At 48.6% G+C, this 21,289-nt stretch carries 21 protein-coding genes; 5 read left to right on the top strand and 16 right to left on the bottom strand.

Annotation, left to right across the window (positions count from 1 at the left end; genetic code table 11):
- Positions 1 to 13 precede the first annotated feature (13 nt).
- From F566_RS0115755 to F566_RS0115805, 11 genes are all read right to left on the bottom strand, one after another.
- Positions 14 to 1,264, bottom strand: a complete 1,251-nt coding sequence (locus F566_RS0115755) for an MFS transporter (protein ID WP_020407970.1) — start codon at positions 1,262 to 1,264, stop codon at positions 14 to 16.
- A complete protein-coding gene (locus tag F566_RS0115760; protein ID WP_020407971.1) occupies positions 1,236 to 2,117 on the bottom strand; it encodes a polysaccharide deacetylase family protein in 882 nt (293 codons plus the stop codon). The genes F566_RS0115755 and F566_RS0115760 overlap by 29 nt, the downstream gene beginning before the upstream one ends.
- Positions 2,117 to 2,824 carry a GNAT family N-acetyltransferase gene (locus F566_RS0115765; RefSeq protein ID WP_020407972.1) on the bottom strand — a complete coding sequence of 236 codons (708 nt, stop codon included), beginning with the start codon at positions 2,822 to 2,824 and terminating at the stop codon, positions 2,117 to 2,119. The genes F566_RS0115760 and F566_RS0115765 overlap by 1 nt, the downstream gene beginning before the upstream one ends.
- The gene (locus F566_RS0115770; RefSeq protein ID WP_020407973.1) at positions 2,815 to 4,065 is read right to left on the bottom strand and encodes an ATP-grasp domain-containing protein; all 1,251 of its coding nucleotides are present in this window, start codon (positions 4,063 to 4,065) and stop codon (positions 2,815 to 2,817) included. The genes F566_RS0115765 and F566_RS0115770 overlap by 10 nt, the downstream gene beginning before the upstream one ends.
- Positions 4,062 to 5,309, bottom strand: coding sequence for an ATP-grasp domain-containing protein (locus F566_RS35520; protein ID WP_020407974.1), 1,248 nt, complete (start codon positions 5,307 to 5,309; stop codon positions 4,062 to 4,064). The genes F566_RS0115770 and F566_RS35520 overlap by 4 nt, the downstream gene beginning before the upstream one ends.
- Positions 5,310 to 6,845, bottom strand: coding sequence for an FAD/NAD(P)-binding protein (locus tag F566_RS0115780; RefSeq protein ID WP_020407975.1), 1,536 nt, complete (start codon positions 6,843 to 6,845; stop codon positions 5,310 to 5,312).
- Between the two features lie 680 nt (positions 6,846 to 7,525).
- Positions 7,526 to 7,753: a hypothetical protein gene (locus F566_RS0115785; protein WP_020407976.1), complete on the bottom strand. Its 228-nt coding sequence runs from the start codon at positions 7,751 to 7,753 to the stop codon at positions 7,526 to 7,528.
- A 34-nt stretch (positions 7,754 to 7,787) separates the two neighbouring features.
- Complete coding sequence (locus F566_RS0115790; protein WP_020407977.1) at positions 7,788 to 8,423, bottom strand: FMN-binding negative transcriptional regulator; 636 nt, start codon at positions 8,421 to 8,423, stop codon at positions 7,788 to 7,790.
- 46 nt (positions 8,424 to 8,469) lie between these two features.
- Positions 8,470 to 8,937: a hypothetical protein gene (locus F566_RS0115795; protein ID WP_020407978.1), complete on the bottom strand. Its 468-nt coding sequence runs from the start codon at positions 8,935 to 8,937 to the stop codon at positions 8,470 to 8,472.
- 1 nt (position 8,938) lies between these two features.
- Positions 8,939 to 9,559, bottom strand: coding sequence for a hypothetical protein (locus F566_RS0115800; RefSeq protein WP_020407979.1), 621 nt, complete (start codon positions 9,557 to 9,559; stop codon positions 8,939 to 8,941).
- Positions 9,553 to 10,197 (bottom strand): DUF2058 domain-containing protein, encoded by a 645-nt coding sequence (locus F566_RS0115805; RefSeq protein ID WP_020407980.1) that lies wholly within the window; start codon positions 10,195 to 10,197, stop codon positions 9,553 to 9,555. Before F566_RS0115805 ends, F566_RS0115800 begins: the two co-directional genes overlap by 7 nt.
- A gap of 119 nt (positions 10,198 to 10,316) precedes the next feature.
- Here F566_RS0115805 and F566_RS0115810 point away from each other — a divergent pair, with 119 nt between their 5' ends.
- Complete coding sequence (locus F566_RS0115810; RefSeq protein ID WP_020407981.1) at positions 10,317 to 11,522, top strand: hypothetical protein; 1,206 nt, start codon at positions 10,317 to 10,319, stop codon at positions 11,520 to 11,522.
- Positions 11,523 to 11,671: 149 nt separating this feature from the next.
- Here F566_RS0115810 and F566_RS0115815 read toward each other — a convergent pair whose 3' ends face one another.
- On the bottom strand, positions 11,672 to 12,568 hold the full coding sequence (locus tag F566_RS0115815) for an SMP-30/gluconolactonase/LRE family protein (RefSeq protein ID WP_020407982.1): 897 nt from the start codon (positions 12,566 to 12,568) through the stop codon (positions 11,672 to 11,674).
- A gap of 127 nt (positions 12,569 to 12,695) precedes the next feature.
- Between F566_RS0115815 and F566_RS0115820 the strand changes: the two genes are divergently transcribed.
- The 3 genes from F566_RS0115820 to F566_RS0115835 all read left to right on the top strand — a co-directional run bounded on the left by F566_RS0115820 (position 12,696) and on the right by F566_RS0115835 (position 16,527).
- Positions 12,696 to 13,484 (top strand): helix-turn-helix domain-containing protein, encoded by a 789-nt coding sequence (locus F566_RS0115820; RefSeq protein WP_157496819.1) that lies wholly within the window; start codon positions 12,696 to 12,698, stop codon positions 13,482 to 13,484.
- A gap of 149 nt (positions 13,485 to 13,633) precedes the next feature.
- Positions 13,634 to 14,611, top strand: coding sequence for a hypothetical protein (locus F566_RS0115825; RefSeq protein ID WP_020407984.1), 978 nt, complete (start codon positions 13,634 to 13,636; stop codon positions 14,609 to 14,611).
- A gap of 374 nt (positions 14,612 to 14,985) precedes the next feature.
- Positions 14,986 to 16,527 carry an alanine/glycine:cation symporter family protein gene (locus tag F566_RS0115835; RefSeq protein ID WP_020407986.1) on the top strand — a complete coding sequence of 514 codons (1,542 nt, stop codon included), beginning with the start codon at positions 14,986 to 14,988 and terminating at the stop codon, positions 16,525 to 16,527.
- A 113-nt stretch (positions 16,528 to 16,640) separates the two neighbouring features.
- On the opposite strand, the gene F566_RS0115840 is transcribed toward F566_RS0115835, so the two are convergent.
- On the bottom strand, positions 16,641 to 17,540 hold the full coding sequence (locus F566_RS0115840; protein ID WP_020407987.1) for a LysR family transcriptional regulator: 900 nt from the start codon (positions 17,538 to 17,540) through the stop codon (positions 16,641 to 16,643).
- A gap of 79 nt (positions 17,541 to 17,619) precedes the next feature.
- Here F566_RS0115840 and F566_RS0115845 point away from each other — a divergent pair, with 79 nt between their 5' ends.
- Entirely contained in the window at positions 17,620 to 18,309 is a 690-nt protein-coding gene (locus F566_RS0115845; RefSeq protein WP_020407988.1) for a glutathione S-transferase family protein, read from the top strand.
- Positions 18,310 to 18,502: 193 nt separating this feature from the next.
- On the opposite strand, the gene F566_RS0115850 is transcribed toward F566_RS0115845, so the two are convergent.
- The 3 genes from F566_RS0115850 to F566_RS0115860 all read right to left on the bottom strand — a co-directional run bounded on the left by F566_RS0115850 (position 18,503) and on the right by F566_RS0115860 (position 21,151).
- Positions 18,503 to 18,793: a putative quinol monooxygenase gene (locus F566_RS0115850; protein ID WP_020407989.1), complete on the bottom strand. Its 291-nt coding sequence runs from the start codon at positions 18,791 to 18,793 to the stop codon at positions 18,503 to 18,505.
- 254 nt (positions 18,794 to 19,047) lie between these two features.
- Complete coding sequence (locus tag F566_RS0115855; protein ID WP_245555261.1) at positions 19,048 to 19,803, bottom strand: alpha/beta hydrolase; 756 nt, start codon at positions 19,801 to 19,803, stop codon at positions 19,048 to 19,050.
- A gap of 319 nt (positions 19,804 to 20,122) precedes the next feature.
- Positions 20,123 to 21,151, bottom strand: coding sequence for an AraC family transcriptional regulator (locus F566_RS0115860; RefSeq protein ID WP_157496820.1), 1,029 nt, complete (start codon positions 21,149 to 21,151; stop codon positions 20,123 to 20,125).
- Between the last annotated feature and the right edge of the window lie 138 nt (positions 21,152 to 21,289).

The following is a 21,289-nucleotide window of genomic DNA, read 5'->3' on the forward strand; positions in this document are numbered from 1 at the left end:
TTCCACTTGTATGTTATTCCGTCTTATACACAGTATTAATCGGTTTCCGCTGTTTCATTGGCAGGATTGCCAACATCATGAACACTCCCAGAAACAGAGCCATCAGCACAGAAGCGCCTTTTATTGAGCTTTCCACCTGGATAGTCAAAACCGGAAGCAGCACACCCACTGATACAGAGATTGCTATCGACCGGATAACTCCTGCCCTGCCATGAATTTCCCTGGGCAGAGAAGCCTGCAGTAGTGTCAGTACAGATGTGGACGAAATGGCCACTCCCATACCAAGACAGCAGGCGATGGCAATGAATCCCCAGGGTGATATCAATATAAAGCTCGCAGCCCAGGCCAGAGCCTGCAGAAGCAATCCTAATTGTCGTGCAGATGACGGTGCTAAAGCATTCAGTTTCCTGGTTAGAATCCATCCTCCCAAAATAGCACCGATGGCAAATGCCATTTCCAGTCCGCCCATCCAACTATACACCCCGTTAAAAAGAATTTCGCACCAGGGAGCAAGGAGTAGATTAAACAACGATATTGTCAGGAAGTCCGCGCCGACAGTAACCAGAGTATAAAAGCTGGACTTATCTCCCCAGGCAACTTTTATCGGGGAAACCCAGCTACGGGGTGTGTCTTTTAGCACCTTTAACAGGCTGCCACCTTTCTTGCGCTGCACGGCGTAGGGAAGTGGTGAGATAAGAAAGATTACCGCTGCGAGAGCGTAAAGTACGCCGGATATTAAAAGTGGTACTTCAATTGTTCCCAACCCTATCAGGACTCCGGCAGCCGCCGCCCCTATCAGTTGACCAGACTGAATACATACGGTCATTCTGGCATTGAATGCCTGCAACTGGCCCTCGCTGACAACTTCGGGGGGCATTCGAAACAGTGCAGGTCGGAAAAAGGCCCTGGACGAACTAAACATCATCCCGATCATTAGTGAAGCGCCTGTCAGAGATATGCCTTCCGGACCCCCCGTGTATACACAGGCTACTAACAGAAAGCATGCCAGGGCGAACACAAGATTCGCCTTCCCTGCGATCAGACTTGTTTTGAATGAATCAACAATATTGCCCGCCAGCATTCCCAGAAGTACAAACAATACCTGTTCAATCACCATAATCGTCGCAAAGTGTTGAACGGCACCTGAGGCATCAAACAACAGTTTACCCAGGCTCAGGGTATATATTCCCAGGGCCAGATTATTACTGAATACACCTGCCAGGATAGCAATGGCGTTATTTGAAGGCTGGGAGAATTTGAGCATGAGTCTCTACAAGTGTTGTCGAGGGTAGGCGCAACTCATCGAGGTACTCTGCTAAATCCCCTCCTTTTTGAATCCAAAGCTCTGGATCGTTGGCGAGCCAGGACAGAAACTCCGCAAAGTCACGGCATCGCTCCATCCTTCCGACGATCCAGGGATGGACAGTGATGCTGAAGTAGCCACCATAGTGTTTCACCCCGTTTACAGCTCTTCGCCACCCTTCAAAAACAGCCTGGGAATCCTTGGGGGCGTGCGGATCATTTCCATCGCCCAAATAGATGAAATGCGGAGCATCATCCAGGTACCAGGAAACCGGGAGTTCAAGCAGTTCTTCGACTTTGTAGGGCTGCTCATATCCCATCAAAGAGCTGTCATATCGAATACCAAGCTGCCTCAGCTGACCGGGCAGATAGCTGCTCATGTTCCACGAGGGCGAGCGATAGCCTACTGGTTTCTGACCTGACAGCTCGGTCAAGGTCTGCAGAGACCGGTTCAATATTTCCTGACTCTCCGCAGACGAAATCTCGCTCAAGGTTTCATGGATATAACCATGAACACCGATTTCATGTCCTTCACTCACGATATCCCGGATCATCTGCGGATTCAGTTCAGCTACGGCAGAAGGCACAAAGAACACTGCCTGCAGATTGGTTTCCTGCAGCATGGATAGGATTCTGGGCACTCCCTGTCGAATGCCAAACAGACGCTGCTCCACTTCCGCCGGAGAGAGAGAAGATGAATGACGCTCCCGCCAAAGCATCGGCGTCACAGTATCCACATCAACCGAAATCATACCTGCCGCCCGATATCCTTGCGGCCAGGCTACAGCGGTACCGGTATTATATTGCTGGTACATTACCCCTCCTTCCTGGCATAGGTAATGTAACTGTCGACGCCAGTATTGATGATTCTCTTGCCAATATAATTCTCTGCCAATAATCGCCTGTGAAGATTTACGTTATGGCATGGCACAATCACCTGCTCAGGAATGCCAAAGGAAACAGACTTTTGACGGCACTCAAAAGCAATCAGAAATCTGGTCCGGCCATCATCATAGGTCTCAATTCCCTGAATACTTCCTCCATTACTGAGAAGATTGGACAGACTTGCCTGATTGTATGGGGATACCGTCACCCCCAGACGCTCTGTCCCACACCTTTTTGCATAATCTAAACGTAGCTTTATCGCTGCGTGCTGAATTCCCCTTCGACGGTATTCAGGAACCACCAGAGTCGCAGCCAATGCTCCCCACTTTTCAGTCCCATCGCGATTTATCAGATGTTCATATTCGTATTCGGTATCCGCAGCACACAGATCAAGGGTTAGTGCGGTATATGCGACCAGACAGCCATTGTCATAAAATCCAAAAGAGACACCAGCGCTGCCCAGGTGATCTTCGACAAACTTACGCTCGTCATCCTCCATGACATAGTTGTCATGGTGTTCCAGTTCCTTGAGCGCCTGATGCCTGAGTGCTATTACCGCATTGGCATCAGATAGACCCAACTGACGGGTGATCCAGCGATGATCTGATTGCTTTGAAACTCCGGTTTTCAAGTCCATTGACATTGCTCCTCAAACCATAAGACCAGCTCCTGCAGTCTCTGCTCCAGAATTTCAGGGGACTCTCCCTTCAGTACAAAACGTGCTATCTCGGAGTTGGTATGTGTCATCAGTTGAAAGTTATCACCAGCCTGCCCTTGAAATTCACACAGGGACACATAAGGAAATTCACATTGCGCAGGCATCGACACCAGCGTTTTAGCTTTCGGTGAAATATGAAGCTGTGCGGCAGGAACGAACTGGCTGTGCTGCATTCCCAAAATTTCCGCCACAGCAGCGTCATTTCCGCATTCGGCAGCCAGAGTCAATGACTTGATATTCACACCGTAAGACGTTTCCACTTCCTCAATAATTGAGCCTCCTCCCAGCCTGGCTGCGGCCTCACTGAAAACCAGTTCACCATCAGAATTCTTAAACACTTCAACGTGGAAACTGCCATTCTCAGCAAAAGGCAGTACTTCCAGTAGCAATCTTTCCGTTAATCCTGTCAGGTCTTTCGCCAAAGGCGCTTTCGGATCCAGCATGACTGACCCGAGGCACCCGCCTCCCAGATAGTTCAAATGGGTACCCCAGTATTTGGCGGCTGCACTGAAACACACCTTCCCGTTATGGACGACGCCATCAATTCGGTACAGGTCTCCTTCAATGTATTCTTCAACTAACAAAGGAACCTGTGCACCAAGATCGTTCCACCTGTATTCCGTCAGAAAGTCTTCCAGCTCTCTTCTGTTCTGTACGACATTCACTCCCGATGAGCCCCGTCCCATCGGAGGCTTTATCACAACCGGGTATCCCAGCTCCTCGGTAGCGTTCAGGAGGGTTAAGGGATCATAGACCAAGGAGTGTTTGGCAACCTTAATGCCTTCTTTGGCTGCCTGCTTTTTCATCATGGCCTTGTCGCGGAAAAATAAAGCCTGATCTGCCTTAAGACCAACGAGCCCCAGGTGGTCACGAAGTCTTGCGCTACGCATGACGTCGACTTCAGACATGGCAACAATGTGGCTTGCTCTCTCTTTCTGAGCCAGTTGCAGCAGGCGCAAGGGGATGGTCGAAGAGCTATTATAGTTGCCGAACTCATACAATGACTCAGAGTAACGGCCGATAGCCGCCTTGAGTTTCTCTCGGGTGCTATCATCCATGTCGCTGGTCACGATACAAACCGGCTTGTCGAGCGCTCGATCAAGTTCGCTCTCACTCCACCGAATCAATACTTTAGGGGGGGCCAATAAAAACGTTGTCATTCCGCGTAGTCCTCAACTCGTGTTGCTGCATTTTCTGTTTCAACCAGGAGCTTTCTGATAGCCTGTTCACACCTCTTAAAGGCCTCATTCGAACTATTTCCCAGACACATACAGTAACCAATACGATCCGCCGCATGCCGGGTGGTTCCAAAGCTTTTTCCCTGAATATCCTTTATCTCAAACCGGTATACCCCTTCAGAATGACGAACCAATTCATGGCCGTCGCATCGGAGCACAAGTCCCTCTGGTGCAGGCAGGTGAACAACACTCGCTGCAGGCGATTCAGCCTTGATTACCGGAGATGGCAAATGACACAGATGAGCGACGGTTTCGTGAGCCACGTTACGCCCTGTCGTCAGCCAAACCAATTCCCAGATTTGCCCTCCTCCGAAGCGAGTTTGGGTTTCAATAATATTTACCCGCTCACCGTCGACTTTCACTTCCGTATGGCAAGGACCATTCTGCTGCCCCATCAGGTTCAGCATATCAATCACTGTCACATGTATTTGATTTTTGACAGAGACAGGTATCTCCGCAGGGGTCGTATGTCCCAACTCAATAAAGTGAGGCGCTCCGGTCGTGTTTTTCCTGACAATAGCGAGGATTTCATGACAACCATTCTTACTGATGCTCTCAACGCTATACTCGTCACCCTCTACGTATTCCTCGAGCAGGACGTTGTTGTAATTTTCCATGTTGGCCCAGTAGGGAACCTCAGTCGCGTACTCCCAAGCCACCTTCGCATTGCGAACATCGTCGATTTTAAATACGCCGGCACTCCCCCCACCAGCAACGGGCTTCACGATAACAGGCTTGCCCAGGTTCTGCAGAAACCTCTCGATGTCTTCAGGCCCTGAGGCCAGGCTCCATCGTACCTGGGGTAATTCCGAGCGTTCCAGGACGCGCCTGAGTTTATCTTTATGTCGCGCCACCTCTACCGGTTGACATGGATTGCAGCGTACACCAAGTAATTCCCCAACTTGAGAGGTCACCAGGAGCCAGGTCGGATAAAAAGTAACGACTGATGTTATCGGCATTTGGGCATGAACACCTTTCAATATATCAATCGCTTTATGTTCCTCCCCCATCTCCAGCAAAATAACCTGATCAGCCAGCACTTGCTGCTGTTCTGTTAACATCCCCGGGTATTGCACCAGCGTGGCAACAACCCCTTGTTCCTTGCAGAACTCCAGTACCCCATCCTTTCCTCCAAATACGACTATATGAGGGTTCGCTGACATCATTCAGATACCTCCCACTTCTTTCTGGGTGACACAGGATTCTCCTGTGGAAAACGAAATTGTGTACAGATTCGCAATGTGCCGGGCAACGCGCCTGGCCTGGAGTCCGATCACATCAACAGCCGATGTAATCAGAAAGGTTCCCTGGGTTGCAGCCCCGATCACCTGCAGTGTCTTGTTCGTCTGCCCATCTCGGTCAACTACACAGCAGCTTTCATGTGCGACGAGACCACGATTGCGCCAGTCCAGCCCCATCTGGCCTTGTTCCAGCAGGTTGATGATCAGGTCGTTGGGATTAACACTAAGGTCATATTCAAAACCACTGGCATTGATTACCTGATCCAGGTTCTGTGATTCACCGTTATTAAATGATGCGGAAAATCCCCCTTCCCTAGATAGAATATTCTGAAGTCCTCCTCTGACAGACAGCCTTCCTTCCTCAGAAACCTGAAGGAGCTTTTTAGCCGTCATAAATGGTACGGGAATACGCTGCCGAAGCCATTCATGACTGAGAATCTCGCAAGTCCGCTGCTTCTCCTGCTCATCCATCAAAGCATACGCATAGTTGAGAGCATTATTCGTTCGCGAAATAACACTTTGCCAACACCTTCCCGGTGCTGATGCACCGCTCAGAGATTGTCTGAATTCATCGAGAGCGGACAGTTCGGTAGGCTTGGTAATATCTGAAAGCTTAACACCAAATGGCTCTAGCTCCTGATTAAACAAATCAATGATATTTTCAGCCGTAATCCTTCCCCGCTCCGAGTAGATAGAAGACAGGGCTTCTTCCGTAAAACAGCGAGGAGGTGCTTTATCAGACTCTCCTCGCACAGACGGTAAGCGACCACGTCGGGACAGCATGCTAATCCGAATATCCGGGTACTGATGGACAAGCGCCAGAACGGCGTCAATTGCTGTCAGACTTGAACCAATAACACCTATATGGGAACAGGATGGTTTTATCCACTGCATTAGAGAAGATAATGGAAATGCGCTGTCTCGATACCCGGAGCATTCATTCAGGTGATAAGGATCGATGCGCCTTTGAGGCCCAATAGCCACGACCACATGGTCCATTTCCATATGATCACCAGTATCTGTCTGCAGTATATATCTAGACAACGAATGTTTGATGCTTGTTACCGAACAGGGATAGGCTCTGAACAGAATGTTTTTTTCATGCAGAGTAAGCGTCACATTACTCAGCATCTCATATAGAAAGCTCCCAAACAGCCAGCGGGGAGCAAATGAGAAGTCATTAAACCGGCCTTCAGACTGCGACTTCAACCATTGATGAAAGGAGGAGCTTTCAGTCAAAAGTTCATCCATCGCTACAGCCGGACGGTTCAGCTTGGCAAAATCCAGATCCTTGCCATATGGTGCGCCGGGGCTGACAACGGACATTGGATCGAACAGATGAAGCTCAACCTTAGCACTGTCCATCACCTGATCCGCAAGCTGCGATAAGGTTGCGATCCCTCCAGCACCAGCACCAGCACCAGCACCAGCACCAATGATGGCAATTCTTATAGTTTTCATTTGTTCCCCTATATATTTCCCTATGTCTGAGACAGGTCTCAGGGCTCCTGATACGACACTCTGGCAGAAATAACCACTTAACTAACCGGCCATGCAGATGAAAGAGATCCTTCTGGGAGTATTTGATTGTGTTCAATAGAGCACTAATGGCACTTGGGCAGCTGAATTCGTCATGGGCAACCTCCCTACTGGGGGGGCACCATCAGAGCATCAGCTAAATACGATGAACAGAAATCCCCCATACAGGTACTGAACCTGCCAGGTAACCATCTGTTCGCTTATTGGAAAGTATTAAATGAAATGGATATATCCATATCTGCCTGATCCTGTGCAAAGTTCCTACACTAATCCATGCAGAAAGTAGCCGTTACCTGCCGGTATAGGACACACCACCTGCATGGAACTAAAAGCGCCTTGAGACTCATCCAATTGATGTCTTCAGAACGTGCGAAATACTAACAAATCATCACCGTAATGGAAAGTACCTATATACTTACCGTTTCATAACAAATGGCGAAACCTGAACCGGTAACAAGCACAAAATAGCAGCATATAGAGGGAAAACAGATCTGATCACATCAGACAGAAAACGTTGTCTCAGAATAGAAACGACAACGTCGTCTGACTACCTCTGGTGGCCACCGCGTTTTCTCTAGGGAATTAAGGTCAGATATAGTCCATTAACCGACCAGTTGTGTCACTCCAGTTCCGGTAAAGAACAAACCAACCAATCCAATGACCATATACAATAAAGGTCGACGCATCTTTTCTTCATATACCGCGAAAATGAGCTGTGATATCGGGGGGGCAAGAAAGTTCAGAACCATGCAGATAACCGATACCTGAATCCCTCTTGCGACAGACCAGATCCAAGCACCAACAGCCAAGAACCAAAATAGTATTTCCACAGTTTTTCCTTCCAGTGATTAAAAAACAAGTTTTCTAACGAATGCCAGACCCGACCAGATCTGCCATAACAGCATCCTCCTGATACCCGGTGCGATTCAGTCCACTGACGACACTTTCTTTGTTAGCCAGGGGCTGATTCTGACTAACCTTCCACTTACCTTCCAGTCGGGTAATTTCCATTTCGATACCAACGATGGCGGAGATCAGTCTGTCTGTATAATCCTGAGGGGCATCTGACACTTGCCATGGTTCTGAAAACACGGCCTCCTGACGTAAGGTCAACTTTTCCAACTGAGCCCGAATCCAATCGGGCTCATCGATCACCCGTATAACACCATGAGCATGCACCACCGCATAGTTCCAGGTCGGTACGACCTTCCCGGTTTCCTGTTTGGATGCATACCAGGAGGGAGAAATATAGGCCTCAGGCCCCTGAAAGACCATCAGTGCGGGCTTCCCGTTTTTCAGATCTTTAAGCATCGGATTGGATCGAGCCACATGCCCCTGTAACACGCCGTACTGACTGGCGGATTTCTCCAGGTGCATGGGAATATGGTTGGCATTCAGTTCCGCATCCGACTGAGTAATCACTGTTGCCAGAGGATGCGCGCAGATAAGCTGGTGCAGGACTTCGAGTCTCGTTTCTTCAAAATGTTTGGGGGTGTACATGAAACTTCCTTATAGGTTTTTTGACCTGTCTTTTCCGTTTACAGAATTAATTCCTAGCCAATAAAAGAGAATATATCTCATATACTACAACAAATTGCAGCTGCTCCAGATCAAATTCCTCAATTTCTCCGCGCTTTATTTTTTTAATCAAATGCTGATCGACGTTTTCATGAATCCAGGAGGCCAGAAAATCAAGATACTCTTTTTCGCTATCACTTCCTGGAGCAGGTGAATAAATATATGGAATCAACTCGGGATGACGCATGTAGATCAAAGGGAAGTCTTTTCTAGCGGAGTATAAATCGCCCCGAATCCCAATATAAATTTTCCGCCCATCCTTCGCAATAAAGGTCACGAAGAGGGATCCTCCATCGGTTAACGCATAAGCTTCCGCGATTTTGACAGGCTTCACCAAATCAGGAAGCAAAGACAAATAGTGGTAGACCAGACCGGCAGTCAAAGTGATAGCCAGACTGATAGATATTAAGATGGCCAGCCCCCATCTTTTAATCACTTCAGGAAACCCACAGATTTTCTATCCATATCACTTTCCAGCCGAATAGCGTTTTCTCCAATAAGATCATTTCTCCATGCCCACAATGTGTGCCGCAGCCATGCGTAAAGTACACCAATGCACTTTTGGCGTCCTCGTCAAAGCCGACTCTCGACATTCTTACCAGAGCTTTGGCGGGGGCATATTTCAGAAAGAATTTTTTCCAGGCTAGCGACAGACGCTGGCCTGGAAATATACGAACATATTCAGCCGTTGTTAGAACAGCCAAATTATCTAAGTTGGGCAAAGGCAAACTGCTGGATTGCTTGTTTACCAGGTGAAACGATCGCTTCAATTCAGATAGGTCACGATTTTCGTACTGAAATTTGTCAACGTATTCATCAGGAGAGCTCCCCCAAATAGACTCCTTCATGAATATCAGGTTTGACAAATCAGTATCCACGCGCTGATCAATTATGGCTTTATATACTTCAACCTCCTCAACGAAAGGGTCACTAGAGGAAAAAGATGCAAGTAAATGGATGCCTAATAAAGCCATCACAACCAACGTCAAAAGTACCAACATTCCGATGTTGATACTTTTAATTCTCTTACCGGCTTTTACAAAACCGGGTGTTACCACATCAAATCATCAGGAATCGGATAATCCGCATAAGGATCGTCTTCGGCGGCCTGCTCATCTGTGGCTTTTTCCGGCATTTTCACCATCGCGTCGGGATCACGCTGGATGATTTTATCCGCGATGACTCTGGGAATCAGTTCATAGGACTCTCCCAGTCGGGCAATCCCCACTTGTCCACGCACAAGTTGATCGTAGACAACCTGAATCACATAGATCTTCTTGATCTTGTTATTGTCGACAAACTGGTAAGGAACATCGCCTTCTTCACGGGCAATACGGTGCTGCTCGATAATTTGTTTCACCTGAGCTTTTAATGCTTTTTGCTCCGCCTCTTTCTGACGCTCAAGATTCATCTGACGATCTTTCTCAGATTTCTCCTTAAGTGCCTGACGGGCGCGCTCAGCCGTTTCATTCACCTCATCCTGCCCCTTGGGCTTTTGTTTGGCTTTCTTGCGCTTTTCCTGTTTGACCTGCTTGGCCTTTTTGTTATCGATTAACCCTGCTTTCAGCAGTTGATCCTGAAGAGAAGCCACTTTGATCTCCTGACTCATCAACGTTGTACGAATGAATTGCCGCTCAAAATACCAATTCCGGGCCTTCAATGCCATTGCATTAAGCACAATTTGATATTTTGTCATTTTTATACTTTATTTCTAGTGTGGACCAGGGATTGAAAGTAATTCCCAAGTAGTGGACTACGAGTGATAGGCCTGCTGTTGACCTGTCTCACCCTTTCACTAACGGAAGGAGAAGCGTGATGACCGACAGTAACACTCCGCGGGATCCGGCCAAGGAGATTGCTCGCCTGACCGAAGAACTCCGCCAACTGCGCGAAGACGTCGATTCCTCATACTATCGGATTCCCAAACAGGAATTTGAAAATATCACCGTTCGCAACATCACTCATGATGTTACCGAACACATAAACTCCAAGTTGGCAAAGATCAGAAACTGGCTGGGCGGCGGCCTACTGGTGTTTTCCTTCCTGGGTATCACCCAGGTGAGCAAAATACTGGAGCTGGAAACTCAGAAGCTGGCTTCCAATTTGAATTCAGAGCTGGATGAACGCATGGACTTTGAACTGGCCAACATCAACCAGGAAATTGTCCATCAAACCAAACAAAGCGAACTCAATCAGGCTGAATTTAAAGTATTTCTGCAGCAGGAGTTGTCCCGTATTGAAGAGCAAATCAATAGCAAAGCGGTGCTGGTCGAACGCAAACAGGTTGATCTTGAAGATAAAATGACAAATCTGTTTGCCGATGTTGAGCTGGCCCAGTCATCCATTTACCGGGCGGAACTGGCATCTATTCGTGATGACCTGAAAAAAAGCTATCAGGAATATAAACCAGCCAGAAGACAGGCACTGGACCGCCTCACGCCATTACTGGCCAGAGTGACCAGATTGCAGGACACCACACTTGCCAACGAGTATCTGGATGAGTTGTTTCGCTGGACCTTTCAGCTTGGCGAATACGAAAAGTTGGACCAATATCGTGTGAAGTACGAGGAGAATTTTGAGTTCAATCCAACCACCTGGGCCAATATCGCCATTGCGGACATGTTTCTATATGAGGAGAGCGGATCTCCTATTTACCTTCAGCGGGCATTGGACGCCAATAATAAGGCTCTGCAACGGCTGCCCAGCTATGGGGTCCCACAAGCGGTTCGGTTGATACTTCATGCCATTGAAATAGAACGGGCGCCTAGCGAAGAACTCAAAACCCGACAACTCAATCAGGCCGAGGCACTGTTACATCAACTGAATTCAGGATCCAACCTTATTACGGTCTATGAAGCTTATGATTATCTGAAACAACTGGAATCAGACCACGTCGCCAGTAAATATATCAGCAAGCTCCAGGAATATTTCAACTCGAGTGTCGCCACTTTGGAACAGGGATATACCGATTATCTGATTTCAAGAGGAGAACTCCCGGCCGCCGGAGAGGGCAGTTTTTGATAACCGACCTGATTTGATAACCAGACTGGTTTGATAATCAATTTCTGAGATGATCAATCACTCTAACCTCAGATCTCCTTGATGACGGTTCTCCAACAACACAAGCCACCGGGAAATGCCAATCCGCATTCCCGGTGGATATCGACAGGTTAGAGCTCGATCTTATATCCCGTCACTCTGCCCAACTGCATTTCCGGCACCCAAAGTACTTCAGACTCAGGGTTCCACCCCAAATCAGCACTGCCCGGCTCCAGTTGCAGGATCTTGCGTGTATTACCGCTTAAGTTTACCGACATCACTTCTCCGCTCAACCAGTCACTGACCAGCCACTGATCACCAAGCCTCACGATGCCGTCCCAATTACCCCGAGGGCTGTTATTCATCTTTGAGAGCGCTCCATCGGTCAGGGAGATACTGAGAAACTGGCCGGGGCTCTTGGTGGAGAAGTCTTCCTGTATACCTGCCCCCCAGGTTACAACCGTCAACTGGTCTCCGGAAATACTGAGACCATTGGGCGTGTTCAATTGTTCTCCCTGAATCCAGGGGATCAGTTGCCCCTCCTCAAGGTGGTATATTGTGTTCCCCAGGAAATCAGACACGTAGACATGACCGCTTTGGCTGACCTCAATACCATTCAGCATTTTCGCCTGAGGTACGGGATAACGCGCAATGATAACGCCCGCTTCCACATCGATCACCACCAGCTCACGCAGGTCCGCCACATATAAACGCTGACCGTCCAGCGCCAGACCTTTGGGAGCATGTAGCCCACTTACCCACTCCAGCTCGAGACCAGTACCATCAGGGTGAACACGACTGATATAACCAACCCCATCTTCTTTCATTGGATGGCCGGCGATGTTGCTGATGTACAGATAATCCCGGGCTCTGTCAGCTTCCACTGATTCTGGTTGGGCAAACCCATTAATCGAGATCACAGGCGCCTGCTGGCTATCTGTTTGGAGGGGATCCGCCAGAGCGGTATTACTTGCAAAGCCGATAGAAACACTCAGTAAGCTGAAAAGAAAATTATTGTGCAAGCGCATAGTCGTGCCGTCTCCTGTTGGAAGAATAGGTGAAGGTGAGTAAAAACAATTAATGAAGCGCGCTTACACAAACAAAGCTAAATTAAGTAGACTTATCGCACAATGTTCACGCAAAAAGGTTAGTTATATGACCCCTAATACAGCATCAAAGGTGACCGAGATGCACCGCGCCGAAAACTGGGAGCTAATGCAGGCACTCAGAAGGGCACTGAAAGCCAAAGGAATGACCTATCGGCAGTTGGGGAATGAACTGGGAATATCTGAAGCCACTGTCAAAAGAATGTTCCGAGAACAGGATTGTTCTCTGAGCAGGCTGACCCAGATATGTAATTTACTGAACATCAGCGTTTATGACCTGATGAGTGTGGCCCAGCAACAGGAGGAAAGCACAACTCCGCTGACACCTCAACAGGAACAGTATCTGGCCACGCACCCCGGACACTTTGCCTTTCTTTTGTGTCTGCTACAGAGGCAGTCCCCGGATCAGATACAGTCGCGACATCAGTTAACAGATCGGTGCGTCTTCTATTATCTGCGCGATCTGGATCGACAGAATTTCCTTGAGCTGGCCGAGCATAACCGCTTCCGTCTGAAAGTCGGCCCTCAGGTCCGCTGGTCACTTCAGGGACCGTTACAGCAGAAGTTAAAGGAAGTGAATCAAATATTCATCAGACATGTCATGGATCATAACCTGGACCCCGGTTATGCCTTTGAAAGCAGCTTCCGCTTCATGAGCCAATCCACGCTTGATGCTTTTTGCGAGGACCTGCGACAACTGTCCCGAAAATACCGCCGACATTCCGCTCAGGAAGATGCTCTGTTACCCAATGAGGCTCTTCGGGGCGTGAAATGGACGCTTGCCATTGCCCCCTTTGCACCCTCGGGAGTACTGGATATCCCAGAGCTCGAAATATAACGAACAGCCTACTCGGTTGTTTAAGACGAACTTTCCAGGGAAAGTCCAGCCGCAGGCGCTGCACTTTAGCTTTAGCCGCTTTGTTTTTTCGACCATTTTAAGGACAATAAGCAACCGATTATCCTCCGGGAACACAAGGAGATATCCCATTGATTATTCCCCAATACTGGGCAACCGCAACAGACAGTCGAACCGTTGATGGCCGGCAAGTCTCTATCAAGCGTTATGGTTGGTCAGATGAGAGCCAGGAGCAAGCTGAACAGAAAGCGGCTGAGCGACTAAAGCAGGCATTTGAGCAGGTTCAATCCGGTGCCAAAGTCACCAGAGTGGAAAGAAAGGAAGACTACAGTGGCAGCGAGGGTGTTCCCATCCGGGAAGAAGTCGTCAGTCGGCACAAGGCGGCCATTATCACCCGCAACTCCTATGGTGCACTATGCATGAATACCCCCAACGTGCTGTTTGCCGATGTAGATTTTGACACTCGCTCTGAGCTGGAACACTACTGGTGGGTATTTCTGCCTCTGGCGATCATGGTATTGGGCTTGAACTTCCTGTATAGCTCCGGCGGAACACTGATTATCTGGCTCCTGGGAGGCGCTCTGGCAGCGATTCCTCTGACGATTGCTATCAATAAAGCTAAAACGAGCTTGCGCGGAGGAAAAGAAGAACAGGCACTCAAGCCAGTCAAAGCCTACGCCCAAAAGCATCCGGACTGGCATTTGCGAATTTATCGTACACCGGCGGGTCTTCGTGTACTGGCGATGCATCGCACTTTCGAGCCGGATTCCCCAGAAACCCATGACTTTATGTCCTCAATTAAAGCCGATGCCATCTATATACGCATGTGTAGAAACCAGAAATGCTTCCGGGCGCGTCTGACACCCAAGCCCTGGCGTATTGGATATGTCCAGGAAGGCAAACCCAGACCTGGAGAGTGGCCACCTCCCTCCCATAAAAAGTCGGTTCGTCAGCGATGGATTTCCGGATATGAAAAAGCTTCACAGCCTTATGCTGCCTGTCGCTACCTTATGAGCCTGGGGAGCACTACGGTCAATGTCGAAGCTGAATACATCAGAAAGATGCACGATCAATATTGCAAAGCAGATCAACGCCTGGATATTGCCTGACTCTATTCAGAGTTGACTGAAACTGTTCTCAAAAACCCACAGATTCTGGAAAAAACAGCCGCCCCGGAATCTGTCTGGGACTCATCTTTGACCTCAACAGAACCATCCTTAAGCCATAAGCATACCAACATTGTAGTAAAGTGATGATTTAACACCATCACCATTTGTCAACCCCGAAAAACATTAAGTAAAAACACGTATTTACAGAGCATTTTGCTATTTATGGACTTTTTTTAGATTTTTTACCCAAAAAGAATCGAAAATTTAGAGACTTTTCATTTTCAATCACGGTTAGTATTAGGCGCCCTAAAAACAATATCAATTCATCCTGCTGCAATCCCTGATCTGCAGCCAATATTCCAGGAGGTGTAGCCGTGCAAGCAGCGGTTGATTTTCTCAATGGTATAATCTGGAGTCCGGCCCTGATTTATCTGTGCCTGGGCGCCGGCCTCTTCTACTCCATCATGACCCGCTTCGTTCAAGTTCGCCATTTCTTCGAAATGTGGCGCCTGTTATTGAACGGTAAAGAATCTTCCAAAGGTATTACCTCTTTCCAGGCTCTGGCGGTTTCTCTGTCAGGACGTGTCGGTACCGGTAACATTGCCGGTGTTGCTGCCGCCATCGGTTTTGGTGGTCCTGGTGCCGTATTCTGGATGTGGGTGGTTGCCTTCCTTGGTGCTGCGACGGCTTACGCCGAATCCACCCTGGCTCAGGTATACAAAGAAGAGCAAGACGGTGAATATCGTGGTGGCCCGGCTTACTACATTGAAAAAGCTCTTGGCCAGAAATGGTATGCATGGCTTTTCGCTCTGGCGACGGTTCTTGCCTGTGGTCTGCTGCTTCCAGGTGTACAGTCCAACAGTATCGGTAATGCGGTAGAAGCCGCTTTCGGTTCCGGTGCAATGATCAGCACCGGCATGGGCGACCTGAGCTTTGCCAAGGTCATTACCGGTACCGTCGTGGTTCTGATTCTGGGCTTCATCATTTTCGGCGGCGTTAAGCGTATTGCTCACTTTGCCCAGTTTGTGGTTCCTTTCATGGCGCTGGCCTACATCATCATTGCCTGTGTGATCGTGGCACTGAACATGGAGAAAGTTCCTGAGGTATTTGCCATGATTCTCGGTGACGCATTTACGCCTATGGCAGGTGTCGGTGCGGCGATTGGCTGGGGCGTCAAGCGCGGCGTCTACTCCAATGAAGCCGGTCAGGGGACAGGTCCTCACGCTGCAGCGGCGGCAGAAGTTGATCACCCTTGTCAGCAAGGTCTGGTACAGGCATTCTCTGTATACATCGATACCCTTTTCGTTTGTACTGCAACTGCGTTCATGATTCTGATCACCGGTGCATACAACGTTCACGGTGGCGACGGCTTCCTGGTACAAAACCTGGCAGCAGACGCAGCAGCCAACAGCCCATTGTTCACCCAGACGGCTATTGAGTCGGTGATGCCGGGTGTTGGTCAGCCTTTCGTGGCCTTCGCTCTGTTCTTCTTCTCGTTCACCACGATTCTGGCTTACTATTATATTGCAGAAACGAACGTGGCATATATCAAGCGTACCCTGCATATCCCGGGTCTGACATTTGCCCTGAAGATCGCCATCATGGCATCCACCTTCTACGGTGCGGTGAAAACAGCGGATCTGGCATGGGGACTGGGCGATGTAGGTGTTGGACTGATGGCATGGCTGAACATAGTCGGCATTCTGGTCATTTTCCTGCTCAGTCGTCCAGCCATGAAAGTGCTGAAAGACTATGAAATCCAGCAGAAAGCAGGTGTTAAAGAATTCACTTTTGACCCTGAAAAACTCGGCATCAAAAATGCCGATTACTGGATGAAACGTAAAGCTCAGCGCGAATCTGGCAATACGGAAGATTCAGCCGATCTGGCAACATCAAAACCTGCATACCAGTCATAAGCTGATAGCCAGCTAGACGGGCAGTAACGACAAGGGGTTACCGGTTTCCGGTAGCCCCTTTTCTATTGCCGTTCATTTATTCGGCCCACTTCAGTCTCCCGACCCGTCTTAAGTTATCCGACTTCAAATCCTGAAAGATCCAGGTGATCAAGCAGGTATCTATAGACTGTTGCAACCCTTACTAAATGTCTGGACTCCGGATGAGATAATAGCCACAGGTCTGTTTGACTCTCTGCAATTGCATCAGTTAACGGTACCAGGTCACTATTCTGACGAGCCAGAAAAACAGGGATTACTCCCACTCCCATCCCTTTACTGACAAACTCCAGAACAGAAAGAATGCTGTCGACCAGATAGGTAGGCGTTAGTCGCGGATACAGCTTCTTGCGCCATTGAACCGAGGGATGATTCGGCAGGGCTTCATCAGGCGCAACCCAGGGAACATTCGCACTAATGACGTCTTCCTGCGTTGCCACTTCCACCTTTTTACTCTTGTATAACGCCATTTTGATCGGGCCGATTCTCTTACCGACCAAATGCTCCGGCGGGCTTTGGGTCGCCCTGATTGCGATGTCCGCATCTTTTTTGGTGAGATTCGCCAACTGGTTACTGGTGTCGAATTCAAAGCTCAGCAAGGGATTCTCCCGATGCAGCGGCTCTATCAAAGGCAACACTAGCCCATGCAGCAGAATATCGGTGGTGGTGATTTTGACTGAGCCAGACACCTGCAGGCAGGAATCCAGTACAGAAGCGTTGGCTTGTTCGAGTGCCAGCTCTACCGATTCCGCTTGATTGACCAAATCCAGCGTTGCTTCAGAAGCCAGATATCCAGAGCGGCGACGTTCAAACAGCTGTACCCCGAGGCCTTTTTCCATGCGTTTCAGGGCCCGGAACACCGTCGAGCTATCGACCCCCAGCCTCTCGCCCGCCGCGGCAAGCGTCCCGCTACGGTAAATTGCCAGGACAACTTCCAGATCATTCGCATTAATTCGATACTGCACACCTGCAACCATATCTTGCCACTTTGCTTATTCCTATTGCGTTATAGCAAGAATAGATTAGCAATCGTTGTCATTCAAATGAGGTCATCGCATGAACAGCAAAATCACTCTGATCAGCCACCACTTATGTCCTTACGTGCAGAGAGCCGCCATATTACTGGAGGAAAAAGGCATTCCCTATGAACGGGTCAATATTGATCTGTCGAATAAGCCCGACTGGTTTCTAGCCATATCGCCCTTGGGCAAGACCCCGGTCTTACTGGTAGATTCCACACCGATATTTGAATCTGCCGTAATTTGCGAATATCTGGAAGAAGTCTATACCCCCAGACTTCACCCTGACAGTCCTTTGGAAAAAGCCCGGCACCGATCATGGATTGAGTTTGGTTCCAGCATCCTGAATGACATCGCCAGTTTCTATAATGCCGCCGACAAAAACGCTCTTATCAACCGTTCAGAGATGATTCAAGCCAAGTTTCGACAGCTGGAGCAAGTGGTGGAGGGACCTTTTTTTTCCGGCCGACAGTTCACCCTGGTCGACGCAGTATACGGACCTGTCTTCAGATATTTCGATACCTTTGACACCATCGACAATTTTGGTTTCTTGACCGGCGCATTTAAAGTGGATTCCTGGCGCCTTCACCTGTCAGCGCGGCCATCGATAATAAATGCCGTATCTGAAGATTATCCAGAGCGCCTTCAGCACTTTCTGTTACAGCGTAAATCTGCCCTATCAGAAATGATCTCAAAGTCAGCGAGAGTAGAAAGCTGTCTGGCCTAAACACTCAGGAGGGTAGAAAACGCCTGACGGCAGGTATATACGGCCCTTAAAAAATTGCCCCGATCAGACAGCATAACGTCGGGGCAAATGGGGTTTAACTGATATCTTTATTGACCGACAAACTTGTGAATAGTTCCCGGGAGATCCATATGAAAAGACAAACACGACAAAACTAAGTTTAATCGTGGAGCGACTATTTCAGTTTGGTCAGTCGGTGAATTTCAACAGATTCAAGCTTATCGCCAATCAGGTCAAAGCAGTTTTTGATGTGGTCTGATTCTAAGTGCTGATCCAAAAATGCTTCTGACTCCCAGGTTTCATGAAACATAAACACCGCCCCATTTGCGTTGTCCAGATGCATATCATAGTTCAGGCAACCCTGCTCTTGTCGGGTTGGCGCCACAATCTTACTCAGCTCCGCTTTCACTAACTCCTCATAGCCTGATTTAGATATGATTTTCGCAATACAGGTCAATTCGCTCATACATCCTCTTAACTTGTTTGGTCATGATTGATGGCGCCGATCTGGCAGGAGGCTTTCAGATCATTCTTTCCAGACGGCAAATATAACCGGCCATCATCCCAGGCCGAATCTCATGCATAGTAGGAATTCCAGCAAATGAATAATATCCGTTAATTCACGCATTCACACTGAATCAGAAAGACCTAGATAGGAGATATCAAAGCCGAACCCTATTCAGCCGCGATTTTCCTGCCCACTGCCAGTGACGGTCTGCTTCAGCCAGTCACTATTGATTTCAGCATGTCACACCGAGCATTCTTTTGAAGGTAGCTGCGCAGGACATCGCGAACTTTTTGATGCAGCCATTCAGGACCATCATCACTCATATCATTGTGGCGGGAATCAGGGATTTTTACGACGCAATCCCCATATTGCTGCTGCTCAGACTGATCTGGAAGCACTCCTTTATCAGCGACAAAATCGTCGGCCCGAATAGATAATACGGCAATGTCCTTTGCCCTGGGCAGCGGAACCCTTCTGTGATCCAATGTAATGAGGGTAATAACACCATCCCCCTTCTCCTTCACATACCAGGAGGCAATATCTCCGCCATTGGAATGCCCAATCAAAGTCACCTGACGAAAGTCAGCTCCGGGCAATCGACTCCCTAAATCCTGAATCACAACCCGCAGATTTTTGGCACCACGCACCCAGTTTTCACGACGGGTCTGGTAGAGATTCCCCTCTCTGGACAGTACGGGGTCACCAGACAGTTCGTGACGCACGGCCACAACCAGGAAGCCAAGTTCATTCAGTACATCCGCAAGAAAGACATAACCGGTATGCGTCACCCGGTATCCCGGATTGATAATGGCTACCGGGCATTGATTGTCAGTTGAACAAACTCGCTGCGGTTCGTAGATCTCAACGGGGATCGAGCGCTGCCGCTCCGAATCCTCTACCACATGGGACAATCCAAAAGCCATGTGGGATAACGCTAAAAGCAAGGGAAATAGAAAATATCTTTTCAAAACATCTTTCCTTGGGGCTGGTCACCATCCTTCCATCCCCCCGCTGGTGAATGTATAGGTTTCCAGCGTGGCAACGAATAGCGAACCGAAAATTCAGGTATTCGAGATCTAAAAACTGAGAGATAGTATGGGGTGCTTAATTGAAGTACGTATCTTCCCCCCCTGGAAATTCAGATCAACATCAATCAGTCAGCCCCATCAGCACAATGCATATAAAGTATTGAGGTAGCGCACGACTCATCAATGTAAAGAACCGAATCAATTAGATGGTAGGTTGCGGTAAATAATGATAGCACTCGGTGATGATAACCGAACCGGCTCAAAGAACGGAGCTTCCCCGCCAGTTCTGGCGAAAGGATTCTGGAGAACAGGAGTGCCATCGTTTGAATGCACGACTAAAGTTTCCCGCATCATTAAAGCCAAGGCGAAAAGCAATCTGCGATATCGACATGGTTGTGGACTTCAGATAGCGTTCGGCATCCTCTTGGCGCAGTTCGTCCACCAATTCCCGGAAACAAACACCCTCCTGACTTAACCGCCTCTGTAGAGAGCGCTCACTCAAATGCAGTATCTGGGCAACATGCTGCAGGGAAATTTCATCTTTGGCTGGGGACTTGCGCAGGATCATTCTTACCTGTTGTGTCAGCTGTTTGTTGAACAAACGGCCGAAGTACAATTCACAAAGACGCTCGTTTTCACTCGCCAGCATTGCGTCGGCGGTGTTTAACCGGTCATGAAAAAAATTTCGACCGAATCTCAGACTATAACGACTGCTCCCCCATTGCACAGGGCGACGAAAGAAGCGATCGAAATTTTCATGCCCCTCATCTTTCTGACGGCCCAGGGAAACATGTCGTAAGTCAGGTTCCTGTGGGGCGAGAAATCGGCATATCCGAATCATGGTACAGAGAGCCGCATCGAGAATAGTGTCATGAACCGCTGCGGTTTCCTCCCGGACGATACCAAGCTCGACTTCATCGCCTTCATTCCTCATGTAGAGCCGAGCTACATTGGAAATTCCCGAGTGATACTGAACAATCCGCGAGAAGCCTTCCCATAACGAGTGGCTGGCAATCACAGAATATCCCAGGGCATGAAAGGTTGTCAGATGAATGTTCTTGCCGGCTTCAATGCCCAGACAAGTGCAGCCGGAAAGTTTTTCAGCCGTATCAAACAGCCGATTCACTTTTTCTATATGGACAGGCAGTAACGGGGAATCCAGTTCAGATTCGACAAGATCTGCGGATTGGAGAAGAGCCTTTGCATCGAGCCCCTGCTTAACAAATGCATCGAGGCACATGTTTACCCAACTGGAAATAATAAACGGTTCTCTCAACTGCATCATCATACCAGCGCTGACTCGATCAAATATCCAATGATTCAACAGGCCTGAAAACAGACCCCCTTCCTATGATTGCCGAAATATAACAGATAACTGAACGGCGAAAACTCGACCAAATAACCTAACGAATTAGGCTTAAACCAC

The sequence above is a fragment of the Hahella ganghwensis DSM 17046 genome, from assembly GCF_000376785.1.
GTDB lineage: Bacteria > Pseudomonadota > Gammaproteobacteria > Pseudomonadales > Oleiphilaceae > Hahella > Hahella ganghwensis.

Excerpts from the sequence above, each read along its gene's own strand:
- F566_RS0115780 (WP_020407975.1), bottom strand. The coding sequence starts at position 6,845 with ATGAAAACTATAAGAATTGCCATCATTGGTGCTGGTGCTGGTGCTGGT.
- F566_RS35520 (WP_020407974.1), bottom strand. The coding sequence starts at position 5,309 with ATGATGTCAGCGAACCCTCATATAGTCGTATTTGGAGGAAAGGATGGG.
- F566_RS0115840 (WP_020407987.1), bottom strand. The coding sequence starts at position 17,540 with ATGGTTGCAGGTGTGCAGTATCGAATTAATGCGAATGATCTGGAAGTT.
- F566_RS0115770 (WP_020407973.1), bottom strand. The coding sequence starts at position 4,065 with ATGACAACGTTTTTATTGGCCCCCCCTAAAGTATTGATTCGGTGGAGT.
- F566_RS0115755 (WP_020407970.1), bottom strand. The coding sequence starts at position 1,264 with ATGCTCAAATTCTCCCAGCCTTCAAATAACGCCATTGCTATCCTGGCA.
- F566_RS0115850 (WP_020407989.1), bottom strand. The coding sequence starts at position 18,793 with ATGAGCGAATTGACCTGTATTGCGAAAATCATATCTAAATCAGGCTAT.
- F566_RS0115760 (WP_020407971.1), bottom strand. The coding sequence starts at position 2,117 with ATGTACCAGCAATATAATACCGGTACCGCTGTAGCCTGGCCGCAAGGA.
- F566_RS0115765 (WP_020407972.1), bottom strand. The coding sequence starts at position 2,824 with ATGGACTTGAAAACCGGAGTTTCAAAGCAATCAGATCATCGCTGGATC.
- F566_RS0115790 (WP_020407977.1), bottom strand. The coding sequence starts at position 8,423 with ATGTACACCCCCAAACATTTTGAAGAAACGAGACTCGAAGTCCTGCAC.
- F566_RS0115845 (WP_020407988.1), top strand. The coding sequence starts at position 17,620 with ATGAACAGCAAAATCACTCTGATCAGCCACCACTTATGTCCTTACGTG.
- F566_RS0115820 (WP_157496819.1), top strand. The coding sequence starts at position 12,696 with ATGACCCCTAATACAGCATCAAAGGTGACCGAGATGCACCGCGCCGAA.
- F566_RS0115805 (WP_020407980.1), bottom strand. The coding sequence starts at position 10,197 with ATGACAAAATATCAAATTGTGCTTAATGCAATGGCATTGAAGGCCCGG.
- F566_RS0115815 (WP_020407982.1), bottom strand. The coding sequence starts at position 12,568 with ATGCGCTTGCACAATAATTTTCTTTTCAGCTTACTGAGTGTTTCTATC.
- F566_RS0115810 (WP_020407981.1), top strand. The coding sequence starts at position 10,317 with ATGACCGACAGTAACACTCCGCGGGATCCGGCCAAGGAGATTGCTCGC.
- F566_RS0115860 (WP_157496820.1), bottom strand. The coding sequence starts at position 21,151 with ATGATGATGCAGTTGAGAGAACCGTTTATTATTTCCAGTTGGGTAAAC.